The 20826-nt window shown below is 41.7% G+C and carries 13 protein-coding genes; 11 read left to right on the forward strand and 2 right to left on the reverse strand.

Annotation, left to right across the window (positions count from 1 at the left end; translation table 11 throughout):
- Positions 1-3 precede the first annotated feature (3 nt).
- The 4 genes from ACIF8R_RS11595 to ACIF8R_RS11610 all read left to right on the forward strand — a co-directional run bounded on the left by ACIF8R_RS11595 (position 4) and on the right by ACIF8R_RS11610 (position 4437).
- Positions 4-1131 (forward strand): acyl-CoA dehydrogenase family protein, encoded by a 1128-nt coding sequence (locus tag ACIF8R_RS11595; protein ID WP_151828019.1) that lies wholly within the window; start codon positions 4-6, stop codon positions 1129-1131.
- 21 nt (positions 1132-1152) lie between these two features.
- Positions 1153-1926, forward strand: a complete 774-nt coding sequence (locus ACIF8R_RS11600; protein ID WP_005309095.1) for an enoyl-CoA hydratase — start codon at positions 1153-1155, stop codon at positions 1924-1926.
- 12 nt (positions 1927-1938) lie between these two features.
- A complete protein-coding gene (locus tag ACIF8R_RS11605) occupies positions 1939-2964 on the forward strand; it encodes an enoyl-CoA hydratase/isomerase family protein (RefSeq protein WP_396480872.1) in 1026 nt (341 codons plus the stop codon).
- Between the two features lie 120 nt (positions 2965-3084).
- The gene (locus ACIF8R_RS11610) at positions 3085-4437 is read left to right on the forward strand and encodes an MFS transporter (RefSeq protein ID WP_396480874.1); all 1353 of its coding nucleotides are present in this window, start codon (positions 3085-3087) and stop codon (positions 4435-4437) included.
- Positions 4438-4532: 95 nt separating this feature from the next.
- On the opposite strand, the gene abaI is transcribed toward ACIF8R_RS11610, so the two are convergent.
- Both abaI and ACIF8R_RS11620 read right to left on the reverse strand, forming a co-directional pair.
- Positions 4533-5099 carry an acyl-homoserine-lactone synthase AbaI gene (gene abaI / locus ACIF8R_RS11615; RefSeq protein WP_396480876.1) on the reverse strand — a complete coding sequence of 189 codons (567 nt, stop codon included), beginning with the start codon at positions 5097-5099 and terminating at the stop codon, positions 4533-4535.
- A gap of 63 nt (positions 5100-5162) precedes the next feature.
- A complete protein-coding gene (locus ACIF8R_RS11620; protein WP_396463277.1) occupies positions 5163-5579 on the reverse strand; it encodes a DUF4902 domain-containing protein in 417 nt (138 codons plus the stop codon).
- Between the two features lie 815 nt (positions 5580-6394).
- Between ACIF8R_RS11620 and abaR the strand changes: the two genes are divergently transcribed.
- From abaR to ACIF8R_RS11655, 7 genes are all read left to right on the forward strand, one after another.
- Positions 6395-7111, forward strand: coding sequence for a LuxR family transcriptional regulator AbaR (gene abaR / locus ACIF8R_RS11625; protein ID WP_396480878.1), 717 nt, complete (start codon positions 6395-6397; stop codon positions 7109-7111).
- Between the two features lie 829 nt (positions 7112-7940).
- Positions 7941-9830: a fatty acyl-AMP ligase gene (locus ACIF8R_RS11630; RefSeq protein WP_396463852.1), complete on the forward strand. Its 1890-nt coding sequence runs from the start codon at positions 7941-7943 to the stop codon at positions 9828-9830.
- A 51-nt stretch (positions 9831-9881) separates the two neighbouring features.
- Positions 9882-11657, forward strand: coding sequence for an acyl-CoA dehydrogenase (locus ACIF8R_RS11635; protein WP_396463865.1), 1776 nt, complete (start codon positions 9882-9884; stop codon positions 11655-11657).
- Positions 11654-11914, forward strand: coding sequence for an acyl carrier protein (locus tag ACIF8R_RS11640; protein ID WP_001030690.1), 261 nt, complete (start codon positions 11654-11656; stop codon positions 11912-11914). The genes ACIF8R_RS11635 and ACIF8R_RS11640 overlap by 4 nt, the downstream gene beginning before the upstream one ends.
- Complete coding sequence (locus ACIF8R_RS11645) at positions 11911-15870, forward strand: amino acid adenylation domain-containing protein (protein WP_396480880.1); 3960 nt, start codon at positions 11911-11913, stop codon at positions 15868-15870. Before ACIF8R_RS11640 ends, ACIF8R_RS11645 begins: the two co-directional genes overlap by 4 nt.
- Positions 15871-15894: 24 nt before the next feature.
- On the forward strand, positions 15895-19545 hold the full coding sequence (locus ACIF8R_RS11650) for an outer membrane lipoprotein-sorting protein (protein ID WP_396480882.1): 3651 nt from the start codon (positions 15895-15897) through the stop codon (positions 19543-19545).
- Positions 19542-20813: a porin gene (locus tag ACIF8R_RS11655; RefSeq protein ID WP_396480884.1), complete on the forward strand. Its 1272-nt coding sequence runs from the start codon at positions 19542-19544 to the stop codon at positions 20811-20813. Before ACIF8R_RS11650 ends, ACIF8R_RS11655 begins: the two co-directional genes overlap by 4 nt.
- The last annotated feature ends 13 nt before the right edge of the window (positions 20814-20826 follow it).

Consider the following 20826-nt stretch of genomic DNA (forward strand, 5'->3'; position numbering starts at 1 on the left):
ATAATGCAATTTACCGAAGAACAATTACTCATTCGTGATATGGCGAAAAGTTTCGCCCAAGAACAAATTAAGCCTCATGCCAGCGATTGGGATCGAGACGGGACATTCCCGAAAGACACATTGACTCAAATGGGGCAACTCGGTTTTATGGGTATGCTTGTTTCAGAGCAATGGGGCGGTTCAGACACGGGTAACTTAGCCTATGTACTAGCCCTCGAAGAAGTTGCGGCAGCAGATGGCGCAACCTCAACCATCATGAGCGTACATAACTCGGTTGGCTGTGTGCCTATTTTAAAATTTGGTACTGATGAGCAAAAAGAGCGTTTTTTAAAACCTCTGGCACAAGGTGAAATGATCGGTGCTTTTGCTTTAACCGAACCACATACTGGCTCAGATGCGGCAGCTCTTAAAACCCGAGCGGTGAAAGATGGCGATGATTACATCTTAAATGGTGCCAAGCAGTTTATTACCTCGGGTGATAATGCGGGTGTCATTATTGTGTTTGCAGTGACTGATCCGAGCGCGGGTAAAAAGGGCATTAGTGCATTTTTAGTCCCACGCGAAACACCGGGTTACGAAGTGATTCGTGTTGAAGAAAAGTTAGGCCTGCATGCTTCAGATACGTGTCAGATTGCGCTGACCGATGTGCGTATTCATAAAAGCCTGATGCTTGGCAAAGAAGGTGAGGGCCTGAAAATTGCTCTTGCCAATTTAGAAGGTGGACGTATTGGTATTGCTGCACAAGCAGTCGGTCTAGCACGTGCGGCGCTCGAAGAAGCGACTCGCTATGCCAAAGAGCGTATTACTTTTGGAAAACCAATTTTTGAGCATCAAACCATCGCGTTTCGCCTTGCCAGCATGGCAACTGAAATTGAAGCAGCGAGACAACTGGTTCACTACGCTGCGCGTTTAAAAGAAGCAGGTCAACCGTGTCTCAACGAAGCTTCTATGGCCAAGTTATTTGCTTCAGAAATGACTGAGCGCGTGTGCTCAAGTGCGCTACAAGTGTTTGGTGGCTATGGTTACCTCAGAGATTTCCCAATTGAACGTATTTATCGTGATGCGCGTATTTGTCAAATTTACGAAGGCACAAGTGATATCCAGCGTTTAGTCATCGCACGTAGTCTATAAAATCAGAACAAGGAATAAATAATGCAGTGGCAAAGTATTTTATTAGAAAAGCGTAATGGGGTTGGACTGATTACATTAAATCGCCCTCAAGCGCTCAATGCTTTAAACAGCGAATTAATTAGTGAAATTAATCAGGCATTAGATCAGCTCGAAAAAGACCGCGAAATTGGTTGCATCGTATTGGCAGGTTCTGAAAAAGCTTTTGCCGCAGGTGCAGACATTAAAGAAATGGCTGATTTGGCATTTCCAGATATTTATTTTGATGACTTTTTCCATCTTGCAGACCGTATTGCACAGCGCCGTAAACCTCTAATTGCAGCGGTGAGTGGCTATGCGTTAGGTGGTGGCTGTGAATTGGCGCTTATGTGTGATTTTATTTATTGTGCCGACAACGCCAAGTTTGGCTTACCCGAAGTGACCTTAGGGGTAATTCCGGGTATTGGTGGCACACAACGCTTAACCCATGCCATTGGTAAAGCCAAAGCAATGGAAATGTGTTTTACCGCTCGTCAAATGGGCGCTGTAGAAGCAGAGCAAAGTGGTTTAGTCGCACGTGTGTTTAGCAAAGAAGAATTACTTGAACAAACCTTGCAAGCAGCTGAAAAAATTGCGGCACGCTCTTTAACTGCAAACATGATGCTTAAAGAAACCATTAACCGAGCTTTTGAAGTAAACCTTACGGAAGGCTTGCGTTTTGAAAGACGTATGTTCCATTCAATATTTGCAACATTTGACCAAAAAGAAGGAATGCAGGCATTCGTTGAAAAACGAAAGCCAAATTTTAAAAATCAATAAGAGGTCAATAAAATGAATACAGAAAATCACTTAATGATTGAGCGACAAGGTAAGCTCGGCGTGATTACCTTAGACCGTGTGACTCATCTCAATGCATTGTCGCTAGATATGATCAAAAGTATTGGTGCCCAATTGGAACTGTGGCGAAATGATGCTGCTGTTCAAGCAATCTTAATAAAATCAAATAGCCCAAAAGCCTTCTGTGCAGGTGGTGATATTCGCTATCTCTATGACAGTTATAAAAATGGCACGGCCGACTACAAAGGCTACTTTAGTGCCGAATATAAAATGCTGAATGTACTGCGTGAATATACAAAGCCAGTCATTGTTGTACTTGATGGCTATGTATTAGGTGGTGGTTTTGGCTTGGCTCAGGCTTGTCACATTGTGGTGAGCAGCGAAAAGTCTAGATTTGCTATGCCTGAAACAGCGATTGGCTTTTTCCCAGACGTTGGTGCAACGCATTTCCTGTCTCGCCTTGATGATATTGGCGTTTATATGGCAATTACGGGCGAGCAGATCAGCAGCAGCGATGCGCTCTATCTCGATTTAATTGACTACCATGTGCCAAGCGAACAGTTACAAGCTTTACAAGATGCTCTTGTTGAGGCACCAAGTTTAAGTAAAGAGGGAATTGAACGCATCATTACCCGATTTATTACTCGCCCTGCCGAAAGTGAACTCAAACAATTAGCTGAAGGTATTCGTAAACACTTCGGATATCAGCATTTAGATGAAATCGAGCAAAGTCTTAAAAATGAACAAGATGAAAGCTTAAAGACTTGGGCAAGTAAGATGCTCAGCATTTTGCAGCAGCGCTCATTTATAGCCAAACAAACCAGTTTGAAACTGCAACATTTAGGTCGTGGGCTTTCGCTACAGCAGTGTATGCAGCTTGAACGTGATTTACAGGATATCTGGTTTGAGCATGGTGACTTTATTGAAGGTGTCCGTGCTCTCATTGTCGATAAAGACAAACAACCACAGTGGCAAGAACGTAATTCGAAATTTGAGCCAATTTTAGAAAAATTGAGCTAAGCCTTATTACGCAACTCTAAAAAGCTTAAGGAGATAAAGCGAGACCTGAAAATGCTTATGGTCAGGGCTGGTCATAAGCATAAAAAAGATAAAACAAGAAAATCTAAAAAGGATATTACGATGCAATCAATACATGGAAACGGTTCAAATACTAAAAAGTCGTCACATCGATTAGCAGGCATCTCAAGCATGGTCGGCACCACCATTGAGTGGTATGACTTTTTTATTTACGGTGCGGCAGCAGCGCTGATTTTTAATAAATTATTTTTCCCAAATCTAGATGCACTTACTGGCGTGCTCGCTGCATTTGCCACCTATGCCGTTGGGTTTATTGGGAGACCATTAGGCGGCTTAGTCTTTGGTCACTTTGGTGACAAGATTGGCCGTAAATCGATGTTGCTACTGACCTTGATGCTCATGGGGATCCCAACCGTACTGATTGGCTTATTACCAACTTACGAATCAATTGGTTACTGGGCTGCAATTTGTTTGGTTGTCTTACGATTCATTCAAGGGATGGCAATGGGCGGTGAATGGGGCGGTGCTGTGCTTATGGCCGTTGAACATGCACCCGAAGGCGGTAAAGGGTTCTGGGGAAGTTTGCCTCAAGCCAGTACAGGTGGCGGTTTAATGCTAGCCTCAATTGCATTAGGGCTGGTGTCGTTATTACCTGAACAAGCACTGTTTAGCTGGGGGTGGCGTTTACCATTTCTTGCCAGCATTATTTTACTAGCAGTAGGTTGGTACATTCGGGTGAAAGTACCAGAGTCACCAGATTTTGAAAAAGTAAAACAGCAGTCCGAAGAAGTCAAAGTTCCTGCCTTACAGGTTTTTAAAAATCATCCAAAGCAACTTATTACCATTATTTTAGCTCGTGCTGCCGAAAACGCATGGTTCTATATTGCCTCAACCTTTACATTGGCTTATACCACTGCGCAACTTGGTATCGCACGCCAAGACATTTTGTTTGCTACCATTTGCGGTGCAATAGTCATTCTATTTATGACACCATTATGTGGACATTTGTCAGATAAAGTGGGTCAACGCAATATGTTCATGTTTGGTTTATGCATATTGGCACTTTACTGCTATCCATTTTTCACCATGCTCAACACAAAAGATCCGGTACTCGTCTGGACAGCAATTGTGTTAGCAATTGGCGTGGTTTTCCCGATTATGTATGCACCACAAGCTCAGCTTTTCGCCCGTCAATTTCCTGCGGAAATTCGCTACAGCGGAATCTCTATTTCGGTACAGTTGGCTGGTGTATTAGGCGGTGGTTTAGCACCGATGATTGCCACTAAACTGCTTAGTGTTGGGCAAGGTAATCCATATTTAATTATGCTTTATATTGGAAGTATGGCTATCGTTGCCATTATATCGACCTCCTTTATGCCGCGTGACTGGACGACTAAAACGGATGAGGATTATCATAAAAAAGTAAACTTAAATTTAAAAACCAAGACTGATTAATACGCGTTATTTTTGTCTCGGTGGTATGTATATTTCTTGGTTATAGAGAGATAGGTTAACTCATGCTAAAGCAGCAAGAGTTAACCTTTAAACAATTAGACATCAATTAAACATGCAAACATCGAATATCCATCAATCGTCATTGGTGGTCCTGCACGATGGGCACGAAAACCAGCCGCACGTAATAAACGCTCTACACCAAGAGGAGAGGTCGTAATAAGTTGTTTGGCCCCTTGTGCTCTTGCAAAGTTAATCGCTTCTTGCAGAATTGCAATAGAAACTGGCGATGACACTGCTTGACTCGCTGTTGTAGGTGGATTCGAGAAATCTACAGCAGAGAATCTTGAGAGTTCCCAAATTTCTGGTGAGCAGGGAATAGGCATTCCATTGAGTAATTGAGGAAATATTTCACCTAATAAATAGGGTTGAGTCGTAGGTAATAGTCTGGCACAGCCAATAATATTGGACTCTCTATCTTGAGCAACCACATAAGCTGTATCGATTTTATCAAATTGATCTAGTTCTTCATTATGTGGACAATTTAACTCCCATCCCAAATGTTCAACAAATACCCTGTAACGGTAACTTTTAAATTTGGTATATAAGCCTTCTGAAAAATTGTTTTGAAATCCAGCAATAATGTTCATTACAAGTGCTTCCACTTATTTTTGATGTGACTTTACTGAACAGCTGGGAAGGCGGTAACTGTAAAAATTTACAGGTTTCTAAGAGAAATTCAGACTTAATTTAGACTTTGTTAATGTTGCATTGATTTGAGCATAAATGAACTGTTCCCAAAACAGAGTATCTATTTTTCTTTCAATTAGTGTTTCAGTAACATCAAATCCAATATCTGTACCAGACACATCAACAATCATGATATTGCTTCTGGGTAGGCCAATTCGTTTTAAGCTAGCAAAACCATTTTGCTCTACGAACTCCCAGTCCCATCCGGTACTTAAAGCTGGGGTCTTTAATGTGGCCCATTCAGTAAAACCATAATAGATAATTTGAGACTCTTTAATGTGTGTAGACTCAATAATAGATATGACGTGTTGGAAAGGGTAATTCATAAGCTGGTTTTCATTCATGCGAATAAAACCATCTGTTGAGATTGGAAAATGAGGGGGGATGCTGGCCATGCTACCTGTTCAAGCAACCTGAATTAGGAATCTATTGATAAATAACATAAATTATTGCCAATTAAATACTGTTATGTTTAACAGGTTAGATATAATTTGATACCTTACACCGTTAAGCTTTACTTATTAGAGACTTGTTTAAGTATTAAGGTTTGCTTATGTAAAATTGAAAATTTTGTAGTTTTAATATGAAAATTACTTTTAAAAAATGCTCCATAGGCTTAGTTTGTTATAAATTTTGTAAATAGCATCTATTCTCATTATTAAAATAATAATTATAACTAAGAGAAGTCATAACCTAATTATTTGATTTGCTAGATCATTATGGATGTTTTTAGTTTCAATATATAATAAGTGGTAAAATTATATCACTTGGACCATTAGTGGGAGATATTATTTAATTAAATTAATAAAAATATACTCACAAGAATAAATAATAAGCTGCTTTCATTAATTTAAAAATAGTTGTTTTTTGGAATAAAATGCATCCTGTAAAATTTAAATTTTCAAGCATAATCTGCACACGGATATAACAACCTTAAAAGCTTTCAGAAATTTAGTTTATCTGAATAATTTGCAACCATATCAGGCTTGAAAGTGTTGTTAATTAGATGATGAATTCAAAATCTGCAATTGAGAAATCAATAAAAGAAGATTAGGTATTGAACATATTTTTGGAACCTAAAATCTTTTAGATTCTTGCAGAGCTTTATTGAAATAAAGGTAAAAATTAGGCCTACGCTTCAATTTGATCACTTGAATTCACAAGATGCAACTGACAAAAATGATTTGTGAATGGAGTCTAATGAGCGCAAATGGAAAGTTGGCAAGAGGATTTATTATCAGCATTTCTGATCGTACAAGATGAAGATGAGCTGTTTGAAGTAGTTAAATCTACAGCTTTAAAGCTTGGATTTGATTATTGTGCTTATGGTATGCAGTCACCCTTATCTATTGCTGAACCAAAAACGATTATGTTGAATAATTACCCTCAAGCATGGCAGAAGCGTTATGTAGAGCAACGCTATGTGAAGGTGGACCCAACCGTGCAGCATTGTATGGTCTCACTTCAACCTCTTGTATGGTCCAGCCAATGTGCAAAGACACAAGAAGAAAAAGAGTTCTGGGAGGAGGCACGTTCTTATGGTTTAAATGTTGGTTGGGCTCAGTCAAGCCGTGATTTTATTGGGACGAGAGGAATGTTAACACTCGCAAGATCTGCCGACCAATTATCAGAAAAAGAGCAAAAAGCACAATATACAAATATGTACTGGTTGACCCAAACAGTGCATTCCAGCATTGCTAAAATTGTAAATGATGTAGAGTTCTCTCAGTTTAATCTTTATTTAACGAACCGAGAAAAAGAGGCGCTACGTTGGACTGCTGAGGGTAAAACGTCAGCAGAGATCGCGCAGATTCTTGGGGTGACGGAAAGGACGGTAAATTTCCATCTCTGTAATTCGATGCAAAAGTTAAATGTGAACAATAAAATCTCAGCGGCTATTCGGGCTGTAATGCTTGGGCTTTTATAGAGATAAATAATAAAAAATTAATATTAAAATTTAAAAATAATTAGTTGTAATGTTTTATTTTAAATTGGGTTAATTAAATATTTAAAATAGTTTTTAAACTTAAGATAAATTAATAATTAAAATGTTTTTAAATTAAATAAAGTGTAAGGTTTTATTTTAAATTTTGGTTATTAAAAAATAATAAAATTTATTTTTTAGAGAGAAGTTATTTATATTAGGATTCCTGCTATAACCTTCTAATGATTTATAAATAATCATATAAATTAAATAGATTAATTGTGGAACTTGTATCTTGGTTGCACATGAGATGCTTTTCAATCACTAAAATACTGATTAGATGATTTCAATTTAATACTTGACCCTTGAAAATAAAGGGGAACGAGAGAGTAGGTACTTTATGCTTGAATAACCTGTCATCATAAAAATGATGAATTATGTCACATATAACCATCTAAAATTAAAAGTTAGGTAAGAGAAGAGTTACAATTGAGCACAGATTTTAAGATTAAAAAAACATCAAAATTTTAGCTTTGTAATATCTAAATTAAGAGTAAAGATTGAGTATTAAGTTTAATTAATACAAGAATTAAAAATATATAACTGAATAAAAAATGATTTGTGAAAGCGGTCTGGCTTCTTAATTTTTGATAAATCACATCCAACCTGTAAACACTTACAGGTGTAATAAAAAACACTCGCACATAAAATATAATGTGAATTTATATTTTAAACAAAAAGTATATTCATTTTTTATTTAAAAACCCAGCTAGAAATTTAATTTCTGAATGAGCAGGTTTTAAGGGTTAATTATAATTAATCGGAGTAAGTTATGGCTGTAATGTGTACGGATAATATCATTGCAACTTTGGAATCCCATGCAAATTTACAGGGAGGTAAAACTGCTTTCGAGTATTTGGGACGCCAATCTGGTGGTATTCAATCTCTAACGTATGCAGATCTGAACGAGCGAGTTCAACACCAAGCTCAGATATTAATGAACCTTGTGGACAGCGGTGAGCGTGCAGTGTTGCTGTTCGAGCCTGGGCTAGACTTTATCGTATCGTTCTTTGCTTGTCTGAAAGCTAAAATTATCGCAGTACCAGTTAGCTTGCCGTTTAATCGTAATGGTTTTTCTAATATTTTGAATATTATGAATGACTGTGAACCAAAGATAGTACTCACAACAAAAAAAATTCTTGAGCTATCAGGTCTAATCACATTAAAAGCTCAAAATGAAAGTTTAATACTACATGCGGTTGACGCCGAATTTCAGCGTGACTTGGTGGAAAAAGATTTTCCATATATTGATGCAGATGACGTTTGCTTCCTTCAATACACTTCAGGATCAACAGGTTGGCCTAAAGGTGTAATTGTCACCCACAAAAATATTATGGCAAATGAAGCCATGATTGCTGAAGCTTTTTGTACACAACCTGATGATATTGGCCTGACATGGCTGCCTGTTTATCACGACATGGGGTTAATTGGCTCAGTTTTGCAGACCGTATATGTTGGTTTGACCTGCTATGTGATGTCGCCACTAGACTTCATTCGAAAACCTCTTAAATGGCTACAATTCATTAGTGAAAAAGGCGTCACGATCAGTGGCGGACCAAATTTTGCGTATGAATTGTGCTTGCATCGCATCTCGGATGAAGATGCAGCAGCGCTTGATCTAAGCCATGTGCGTGTGCTGTTTAACGGTGCAGAGCCAATCAAGGCGCATGTCATGCAGCGTTTCATGGAGAAGTTCAATACTCAATCGAAATTGAAACTGGATACTTTCTTGCCATGCTATGGCTTGGCAGAGGTGACGCTCTTGGTCAGTGGTGTAACTGGTCCACTCAATGCAATTTCGCTTGATCGTGACAAGTTAAATGCTCACTTGGTACAGACCAGTCAGGATCAGACCGCGGTGCAAGTGGTGAGTTGTGGCAAGATCTCGGCACACATTGATTGCCGCATCGTCAATCCGCATACCCGTAAAGAAGTAGCAGCTCATGAAGTCGGTGAAATCTGGCTAGCAGGAGAGAGTGTTACAGCAGGCTACTGGCAGAAGCCAGAGGTCAATCAGGAAACCTTTGAAGCAACTATCCTTGATGAGGCAGATCAGCCGAGTAAAGAGTATTACTTAAGAACGGGTGATATGGGCTTTATTAAAGATGGAGACCTGTATGTAACTGGCCGTCTTAAGGATGTGATTATTATCCGTGGTAAGAACTATTACCCGCAAGACATCGAGTGCTCTGTTGAAACGGCACATCCTGCTGTTCGTAAAGGTTGTGTTGCAGCAGTAAATTTTGCTGACTCTGATGGTGTTACAGTTGTACTTGAAATCAAAAAGAAGTCATTAGATAAAACTCTTAATTTTGAAACCATCAGAACTCAGGTCAAAGAACAAGTGGCGGCTGACATTGGCTTGCCTGTAGACAGTGTCTATTTATTACATCAAGGCCGAATAAATAAGACCACGAGCGGCAAAATCAGAAGAAGAAAAATTAAAGAGCAGATCGAACGCGGTCAACTGGTCTGTTTAACCCATCCAAACCGTAGAACGGTGATTGCTCGAAACTATGTCAAGAACGGCTTAGAAGTCATCCGTGATCGTGAGCAGCGGGGGCAGCTGATTCGTTATAGCTCCAATCTACTCAACTCAATGATCAAGGAACGTGAAGTACGCACGTTGATTTTTAATCGTCTGAAAAGTGCTTTGTTTTAATCCTTACCCTTTAATCATCTTGAGTGAAAATCCATGTCACTTACGTCCAATTTGCGGCAGTTTCAATCTGCCGCTCGTCTGGAGCAAATTTTAGGCTCCGTACATGATACTAATAATGATTTTTCTTGGTCCGCAGCTATCGAGCGCGATGAGAAAGAGCAATATCCTCAGCGAGCTGTTGATTTTCTAAATGCAGTGGGTATGAACCGTTTCTATGTGCCTTCAGAGCTTGGAGGTCGCATGGAAATTGGTGAAGAGTTGTTATATCTACATCGTGTGTTGGCACGACGTGATCTAACCATCAATTCGACCTATAGCACGAATGCTTGGTCCGTGATTGTATGGATCGGTGGTAATGAGAACCAATGCCAAAATATTGCTAGTCGAATTTTGAGTGGTGCTGCTCCAGCGCTGGCTTATAGCGAGAAAGCTCATGGTGCCGATCTGCTATCTAGTGAAGTGACAGCACAATCTGCCGAGAGCAAATATGTCTTAAATGGCGAAAAATGGTCGATCAATCGTGCCACTTTAGGTGACTCTTTAAGTCTGATCGCTAAAACATCGAATGATCGTGGACCACGTAGTTTAAGTGCTTTCTGGCTCGATAAGCGTCATATGGCTTCTAAAGGAACGTATAGCCTGAACCGCCTGCCAACAGTGGGTATGCGTGGGCTAGATATCAGTGGGATTGGCTTTAACAATGCTGAAATTCACAAAGATGCTTTGATCGGTGAAGAAGGCCAAGGGTTAGAGCTTGGTCTTAAGACCCTACAGGTAACACGTGCATATTGCAGTAGCTTCTCTCTTGGTGCTGGCGATACCATGCTACGTATCGCGACCGAGTTTGCTATTGAACGCGAGTTATATAACAAAAAAGTAATAAGCATACCGTTGGTACGTGAGCAACTCGCGACAGCCTATGCCTACCTTTTAGCAGCTGAGGTGTTATCACTCGTTGGTGCGCGTGGGTTACACGTTTGTATCAATCAGTTCAGTACATGGTCACCAATCGTCAAAGTTCTCGTACCTGAGTATGTAGAGTCACTCGCCAAGATCACTTCTTCAGTGCTTGGGTCGCGTTTTTTCTTAAGAAATGCATATGCGGATGGTATGTATCAGAAAGCATTCAGAGACCATCTAATTGTTAGTGTGTTTGACGGTAGTAGCACCGTCTGTCTAGACAGCCTGAGTTTCCAGCTCAAATCTGCCAATAAAGGTCGTAGCAAAAAAGCTGACCATCTCAACCAAGCCGAAGCTAAAGCACGCTATCGCCAGTTGTATGACTTGCAGGTAGAGACAGGTGCTATTGATTTCCGCGAGCTTGAAATTTTCAACCGAGATGGTGACTTGGTGATGGAATCACTAGGGACAATCATCGAAATGCTCAACGATGCCGATGTCACAGCAGGGTTGTCTGCTGAGACACTCACCACGCTACGTGAACAAGCAAACCAACTTCTGGTTGAACAGCATTCTTTGGATCAAAAAATTCAGGATTACTTCTCAAATTCTGAGCAAAGCAAAGAGTTTGAAACCTTGCGCTTTAGTCTTGCGCGTAGTTATGCAGAGTTGTTTGCTCGCATTGCTGTGCTGGGTTTCTGGGTCTTCAACCGTCATGGCTTAAGGCCTGCTTTACAGGATGGTGCATGGCTGATCATTTTCTTAAATGCCGCTGAAGGGCAGACCGCTCCTCCAATGACGTCATTACGTGAAAGCACATTGGCAGACTTGCTAGACCGAATTTCAACCAACCATATGTTATCTGTCATCGATTTTGCACTGGCACCACGTGATGCCAAACCGGTTAAAGAGGAAATTACCCCATGAATAAAGATAAAGCTTACTGGAGCGCAATCATTCGTACGCTAGTAGCCAAAGAAATGCGCGTAGAGCCTGAGACGATTGATCCAGACCAAAAGTTTACCAGTTACGGTCTTGATTCGATCGTTGCTTTGTCTGTGTCTGGGGATTTAGAAGATCTGACAAAACTGGAGCTTGAGCCGACACTATTATGGGATTACCCAACTATCAATGCGTTGGCTGAATATCTTGTTTCTGAGTTGCAACAGGGAGTTGCTTCATGAACAACCTTGCACGACTAGAACCGGAAGTTCTGTCTCGTCATGCGATTTCTGCGGAACAGCTTGGTATTTGGTACATCCAACGTCTAGAGCCAACTTGCAGTGCCTACAATATGGTGGTGGCCTTTGATGTGAAGGTTAACCAACCATTAGGCAATAAGCCGATGGAGATTCTGGAAGCGGTAATGCATGATTATCCGCTGTTGCGTGTCAGCATGCCTGCCAATGATCAGGGGATTGAACAACTGATCTGGGATCGCGTGTATCCGAATATCATCTTTTCTGATGCTCGTCATATTGAAGCTTCTGATTTGACGCAATTGGTTGAACAGGATACTAAGCAGCCGTTTGACCTGACTCAGCCACCTTTATGGCGTATCCATTGTTATGAACGCGGTCAAAATCACTATGTGATTGCCGTTGTGATTCATCATGCGCTCATGGATTTTTGGTCAATTGGTCTGTTGCTACGAGACGTCAGCAAACGTTTTGGACTCGTTGCAGAGTCGGATACAGTGAACGGAATTGAGTTTGCACAGTATGCCGATAAGCAGCAGAGCAGCGTAATCGATGATGCTGATGAAAGTTTAATTTTCTGGAAAAATGCACTGAAGCATGCACCACATGTGCATAGCATTCCACTTGATTATCCTCGTCCAGCTGTACAGCAGCATAAGGGTAGCTCACTGGCTTTCCGTGTACCTGAATCAGTGTCATCTGGTCTTGTAAATTTGGCGAAAGATTATGAGATCACATTGTTCGGACTTGTGCTATCTGGTTTCTATATCCTGCTGCACAAACTCTCTAATGAAAATAATCTAGTTATTGCTACACCTGTAGCTGGTCGACTTGAACGCTCTTTGCGTAATGCATTGGGGCAGTTCGTCAACACAATAGCTATCCAGATGGACATTGATGCTGATTTGACGTTACGTCAATTTACCCAGCAGGTTCAGGAACAATTAAGACAGAGCCTTAAGCATCAAAAAGTTGCTTTTTCTAGAGTAGTTGAGGCTGTTTCACCAAAGCGTGATGGCAGTATTAACCCATTGGCTCAGGTAGGAATGTTCTGGGAACGTCTAGGGGGGATGGATGAGTTTAAAGAATTACTTCTGCCAATTCAGACTCCAGCCACTTTAGTTGGACAAGATTTGACGTTAGGAAGTTTTCCGGTTCGCCAGCAAGAAGGACAGTTGGATATTACGCTGGAAATGGGCGGTGAATATCAAGGTGAACTTGTTGGTGTACTGAAATACAACACTGATCTATTTTCTGCGCAGTCTGCCGAAAATATGGTACAGCTGCTGCAAGCTGTACTATCTGAGATGGTGGCTCACCCTGAACGTAAGATCGTTGAGTTAGATATCGCACCTGATTATAAAGATGGTATCCAGTTCGAGGCCCTCCGTGGAAAGGCGACTGATTATGCTCAGCATGATCTATTCGCAATGATTCTCAAGCAGATTGATGAGCGTGGTGACAATCATGCTTTGACCTCAAATGATCATACGGTTAGCTATCGTGAGTTAGGTCAACATATTGCGGGTATTGCTGAATATTTGCGTGCACATGGCATTACACATGGCGATCGTGTAGGTCTAATGTTAGACCGCACAGCATTATTGCCAGCAGCAATCCTTGGAATCTGGGCGGCAGGTGCAGCTTATGTACCATTGGACCCTAATTTCCCAACTGAACGTCTACAGAACATCATTGAAGATGCTGAACCTAAAGTCATCTTGACTCAAACCGAGTTAATGGATGCTCTTAACAGTTCTGTGCCTCGCTTAGATATCAATCAAGCTGGTGTTGTGGCACTTGAACAAGTGCGCGAGACGCTTGCTTTTGGTGACATTGCTTATGTGATGTACACATCAGGCTCGACAGGTAAGCCTAAAGGTGTCCGTATTGGGCATCCTTCAATTATCAATTTCTTGCTATCTATGAATGATAGATTGCAAGTAACGACTGAAACTCAGTTGTTAGCAATCACCACGTATGCATTTGATATTTCAATTCTTGAATTACTCATTCCGCTTATGTACGGCGGTGTGGTGCATGTATGCCCACGTGAAGTATCACAAGATGGTAATCAGCTCGTAGATTATCTAAATGCTAAGTCTATCAATGTTCTGCAGGCTACACCGGCTTCTTGGAAAATACTCTTAGATAGCGAGTGGGGCGGCAATGCAGGGTTGACTGCACTCTGTGGAGGCGAAGCGCTAGATACCATTCTTGCAGAAAAACTGCTGGATAAAGTTGGTTGTCTATGGAATGTCTATGGTCCGACTGAAACTACAGTGTGGTCTAGTGCAGCTCGTATCACCGATGCAAAGTATATTGATTTAGGTGAACCACTGGCGAATACCCAGCTTTATGTCCTTGATGAGCAGCAGCGTTTAGTTCCACCAGGCGTTATGGGTGAGCTTTGGATTGGCGGTGATGGTCTGGCAGTTGATTACTGGCATCGACCTGAACTGACAGATGCACAATTTAGAACATTGCCATCTCTACCAAATGCTGGTCGACTCTACCGTACAGGGGATAAAGTCTGCCTGCGTACAGATGGACGTTTGACTCATCATGGACGTCTAGACTTTCAAGTCAAAATCCGTGGATTCCGTATCGAATTAGGTGAAATCGAGAATGTTCTCAAACAGATCGACGGTATCACAGATGCAGTAGTGCTGGTTAAGACTACAGCTGGCAATGACCAGAAATTGGTGGCATATGTAACTGGACAAGAGCTTGATATTGCCGGTTTGAAAAAGACCATGCAAATCCATCTTCCAGCTTATATGGTGCCAAGTGCGTTTATCCGATTGGATGAATTTCCAATGACGGCCAACAATAAGTTGGATCGTAAGGCATTTCCTGAGCCAGTGTTTGAGCAGAGCAATGATTATGTTGCACCGCGTGATCCGATCGAAATCGAGCTGTGTACTACCTTTGAACAGATCTTGTCGGTCAAGCGAGTTGGTATACATGATGATTTCTTCGAACTAGGTGGGCATTCACTATTAGCTGTGAAGCTTGTTAACCATCTTAAAAAGGCTTTCGGTACCGAACTGTCAGTTGCTTTGTTGGCACAGTACTCCACTGTGGAGCGTCTGGGTGAGATCATTCGCGAAAATAAAGAAATTAAGCCATCCATCGTAATTGAACTACGCCGTGGAACCTATGAACAACCGCTGTGGCTGTTCCATCCAATTGGTGGCAGTACCTTCTGTTATATGGAGCTTTCGCGTCATCTCAATCCGAACCGTACCTTACGTGCTATTCAGTCTCCTGGACTGATTGAAGCCGATGCTGCGGAAGTGGCGATTGAAGAAATGGCGATGCTCTATATTGCTGAAATGCAAAAGATGCAGCCTCAAGGACCTTATTTCCTCGGTGGCTGGTGTTTTGGTGGTGCGATTGCATATGAGATCAGTCATCAGTTGCGTCAAATGGGGCAACAGGTCACAGGTATTGTCATGATCGATACTCGTGCTCCAATTCCAGAAAATGTGCCTGAAGATGCCGACGATGCCATGCTTTTGTCTTGGTTCGCCCGTGATTTGGCTGCACCTTATGGCAAAAAGTTAACGATCCCAGCGCAATATTTGCGTGAATTGAGTCCAGATCAAATGTTTGATCATGTACTTAAAGAAGCTAAAGCCATTAATGTTCTGCCTCTCGATGCTGATCCATCAGATTTCCGACTTTACTTTGATACCTATTTGGCGAATGGCATCGCACTCCAAACCTATTTCCCAGACCCTGAAGATTTTCCAATTCTTTTGGTTAAGGCCAAAGATGAGCAGGAAGACTTTGGAGAAAGTCTAGGTTGGGATCAACTGGTCAAAGAAACGTTTACACAAGTGGATTTGCCTGGTGACCATTCATCAATTATGTACGCTGAGAATGTCGTGGCTGTAGCCCAGACAATTGATCAGATGTACCCAATTCCTGCATAAGAAATACAAGAAGGTAGAACCACTATGGTGACCATAGAACATGCTTTCCTCATACCGGCCGAGATTGACAAGGTTTTCAACTACCTTGCAAACCCGGCCAATGATGCAGGTTGGCAATTGTCGTGTAAGCATTCTGAGCTGCTAGACAGTACTCCGCGTGTGGGTAGTAAGTACGAAATTGGTTTTAGCTTTATTGGGCGTGAAATGTCCTTTAAAGGTGAAATTACACATCTAGTACCGAACGAATTGTATGCGTTTAAAGTAGTGGAAGGACCCTTTCACTACACCGGTACTTACCGTTTCAAGCCACATCCGGAAGGTACGTGGATTGAATGGGTGTTTGAGGCAGAGCCGGGTAGCTTTTTTGGTGTATTGCCGCCAGCGCTGCTAAAAAAGATGGTACTCGCTCAGTTCAAGAAAGATGTCGATAATCTTCAAGCATTAGCTCAAAAGGGTGAAGCCTATGAGTCGGTTGGCAATGAAAATAAACCAACTATCGAGACCAGTAAACCACCTCGTAAGACTCAACAAATGATGGAGAAATACGCACGTTGGATTCTTAGCCATCGTCGTATTGTGTTGACTGTGGTGATGCTCTTAACACTTGCTCTAGCGTATCTGGCATCTGGTGTAAAAATTATTATTGACCCAGATGCACTTGCGCCTAAAGGGCATCCGTACATCACCTCGACCAAGCTGATTGAAAAGAAATTCGGCTCCAAATATATGGTTGTGATCGGTATTACACCGAAGCAGGGTGATATTTATCAGCCGCAAGTGTTGGAGAAAGTCAAACGTATTACTGAAGAAGTTGATAATGCACCGGGCGTAGTCCGTTCCACTATGATGAGTCTGGCTGCACGTCAGGCGAAAGGTATCGAGGCGAATGCAGAAGGGTTCGATGCCAAGAAACTATTGCCGAGTAGTTCAGTCACTCAGGAGGATATTGATCACCTGAAAAAACTACTGGCACTGAATCCAACCTATATGAATTCAGTGGTATCTAAAGATCAACGAACTGCTGCGATTTTGCTTGAGCTTGAGGAAAGTCCAGAGGGCTTCCAGAAAATGATGGGCCCAATCAACAAAATCGTAGAGAGCGAACAATCTAAAGATATGACGATTAGTGTCGGTGGCAATCCTGTGTATCTGGATAAAGCTGAAGACTACTCTAAGCGTATCAATATTTTGTTCCCGATTGCTGTATTAGTGATTGGTTTATTGCACTTTGAAGCATTCCGCAGTAAGCAAGGTTTGATTCTGCCACTCGTTACAGCTTTGTTGGCTGTGGCATGGGGTATGGGCATGATGGGCTTGTTCAAACAGCCAATGGATATCTTTAACTCACCTACGCCAATTCTGATATTAGCTATTGCAGCAGGGCACGCCGTGCAGTTGCTCAAGCGCTACTATGAAGATTTTGATCGTCTGATTGCTCAAGGAATGGAGCCTAAAGCTGCCAATAGCGAAGCTGTAGTGCAGTCTTTGGTTCGTGTTGGTCCAGTTATGGTGCTGGCTGGTGGTATTGCAGCAGCTGGATTCTTCTCTCTGTTGACTTTCAACATTCCAACTATTCGTTCATTCGGTATTTTTACAGGGATCGGGATCATCAGTACGCTGGTGATTGAGATGACTTTTATTCCGGCACTCCGCTCAATGTTGCCACCACCTTCGGTTGTGAAGGTTAAACGCAAAGGCTTGCCAATTTGGGATTGGATTCCAAACCGTATTGGTGATGTCATTTTGTCAGTTCGTCCACGAATGATGTTAATGACTGCGATTGCGGCAATGGGCGTCTTACTTGCTATCGGCACGAGCCGTATTGTGGTAGACAACGATAGCCGTAATTTCTTCTCTCGCGACTTACCAATGCAACAAGACGACAGATTCTTAAATCAGTCTCTTGGTGGCACAAACAGCCTTTACATTATGGTTGATACCAAAGTTCGTGATGGTATTGAAAACCCTGAAATCTTAAAAGCGATTGATAATACTGAAAAGTTCGCGAACTCAATTCCAGAGGTCGGTAAAACCATCTCTATCGTGGACTATATCAAACGAATGAATCAGGCAATGAATGCTGATCAACCACAGGCATTTCAGGTTCCTGCAACCAAAGACGTTGTTGCTCAGTATCTGCTGTTGTATTCAATGTCTGGTGAGCCGACTGATTTTGATTCATACATTGATACCACTCAGCGCTATGCCAAGATCACGATTCTTCTGAAAACTGGCAGTAATCATCGCATTAAAGAAATCCTAGAGTCGCTAAAAACGTATATGGCGGGTCAATTGGGCGATAAAGCGGTAGTAAGTTTTGGTGGTGATGTGACGCAAACCATTGCTTTGACTGAAACGATGGTTCACGGCAAGCTTATGAATATTCTACAAATTTCATTTGCCGTATTCTTTATTTCAGCATTGGTTTTCCGCTCGATTTCAGCGGGACTCATTGTCCTGACTCCACTTCTGTTCTCAATTCTTGCCATCTTTGGGGTGATGGGCTGGCTCGACATTCCGCTCAATATTCCGAACTCTCTCATCTCGGCCATGGCTGTAGGTATTGGTGCGGATTATGCCATCTACTTCCTCTACCGCTTGCGTGAAATCTTGCGTGAAGAAGGCGGCGATATCAAAGACGCTATTCGTAAAACTTTAAGTACTGCTGGTAAGGCATCTCTTTTTGTCGCGACTGCAGTTGCCGGTGGGTATGGCGTATTGTCCTTATCACAAGGCTTCCACGTCCATCAATGGCTCGCAATGTTTATTGTGATTGCGATGCTTTTCAGTGTATTTGCAACCTTAATTATGGTACCTACAATGATTCTGATGTTGAAACCTCGTTTTATCTTTTCTTCAAATAAGAAGAGCGTTCCTGTTGCACAAACTGTTGTGACAAGCCTGTTGTTAGGTACGGCGCTTACAATGTCGATGCCTAAAACATCTCATGCAGATGAAGTTCAAGACATTGTTAATCGTAGTGATGATGCCTCTAAGTTCTTGTCTTCAACAGCTAGCGCCAAATTTATTTTGACCTCTAAAAATGGCGAGCAACGTGTACGTTTAACTAAAAACATGACCAAGCTTGCTGGAAATACTCAGAACAACATGCGTTTGACTGAGTTCATCTCGCCAGCAGATGTCCAAGGAACCACGACGCTGTTAATTGAAAATGCAAAAGGCAGCGATAGCATGTTTGTCTATTTGCCTGCATTGAAAAAAGTACGCCGTCTTGCATCAGCGAATAAGGGCGATGCCTTTATTGGTACGGACTTTAGTTATGGTGATGTCCTTGGCTATAAGCTTAGTGACTGGAAGTACACGAAACTTGCAGATGGCAAATTTAATGGCAAAGATTGCTACATGATTGAAGCAACACCAATTAATAATACGGTGAAGAGTGACTTTGGTTATAGCAAACGTCGTATGTGCATCCTCAAAGATAACTTTGTTACGGCAACTATCGACATTTGGGATACAGCAGGTAAGCCATTAAAACACATTGAATTCACCGATATCCGTCCTTACGGCAAAGTCAAACCAAGATGGCAAGCCATGAAATCTATGGCGAAAAATCTGCAAACTCAACATATGACACAAGTGATCGTCAATGATTTTGTGGCAGAAAAAACCTTATCCGATAAGCTTTTCTCACCACAGAGTCTTGAAAAATGACGCAAGGTGCCTATTGGGTATTTGCATGCTGCAGTAGCTTTATGCTACTGCAGCATGCTTATGCAGATGACAGCGAAATTAGTTTTGTGAGCCAGAACTCAGCCAGACTCGATGTGTGGTCATCAGATCGTGATTTAAGTTCGTTAAAAAACATTGGACAGGCAAGTTTCTGGTCCAATGGTACACTCAGGTTTAACCCTGCATTTAAACTGCATTACGACATAGTGGTTGGAGACGAAACGGACCATACTGTGAACCCAGATCAAGTGAGTAAGGTAAACCGCAACTTACGTGAGTTGTATGCCTCTTATAACTGGGATCAGACCGTCTATGTCGATATTGGTCGTCAGATTGTCATCTGGGGAAGGGCTGATGGGATTAACCCAACGGATAATCTATCACCTCGTGACTATACGCGTTTAGTGCCAGATGAGACAGATCAGCGTCTTGGAAATGATGCACTCAAATTGACGTATATCCCTGAATCTGGAACCAATAAGTGGACTGCATTGTGGTATCCGCGTAGTCGTTCAGATGTAATTCCATTGCGTCAGATTGCTGGTGTTCAGTACGACATAGACCGTAAGAGCCGTCCTATGTTTGCAGTACGATGGGATTATTCTGTAGATGGTCTAGATGTCGGGGCATCGTATTTTTCAGGTTTAGATCATATGCCGGATCTATCACTACAATCGTTATCTCCAACAGGAGCAACATTACAACTGAAAAATAATCCTATGTCTGTGTATGGAGTAGATTTCAGTTATAACCATAACGATATCGTATGGAGAGGTGAAGCTGCCTATACAAAAACTGACTCGGATGGCAGTGAAGATATTACCCATAAGAAAAATAATTTAACTGTGGTCATGGGACCAGAATTGTCATTAAAAAATTCCACGCTGAGTTTAATGGGTGTGTACAAACATACGGAGGATGTAAGGTCTGCCGATAGCTTAACAGATCCATTATTGAGAGAAGTTTATCGTTATCAGCAAACGATCAGTGACCAGTATCAACAGAATCAGTATGGGGCTATGCTGCGTTATGCACTTAACCTAATGAATGACAACCTAAAGCTAGAGTTTACAGGATTCTATTTTGCACCAGAGCCTAATGAATTGTTGAGAGTACGTATTAACTACAACCTCAATGATCACTGGCAGTTGAATGCAGGCGGAGATCGCTTCTGGGGCAGAAATGATACAGTGTTAGGACAATTTAGAGATAACAGTCTGGTATATGCCCAGATTCGATATAACTTTTAAGATAATTCGCTCC

Source organism: Acinetobacter sp. ABJ_C4_1 (assembly GCF_044538495.1).
GTDB lineage: Bacteria > Pseudomonadota > Gammaproteobacteria > Pseudomonadales > Moraxellaceae > Acinetobacter > Acinetobacter nosocomialis_A.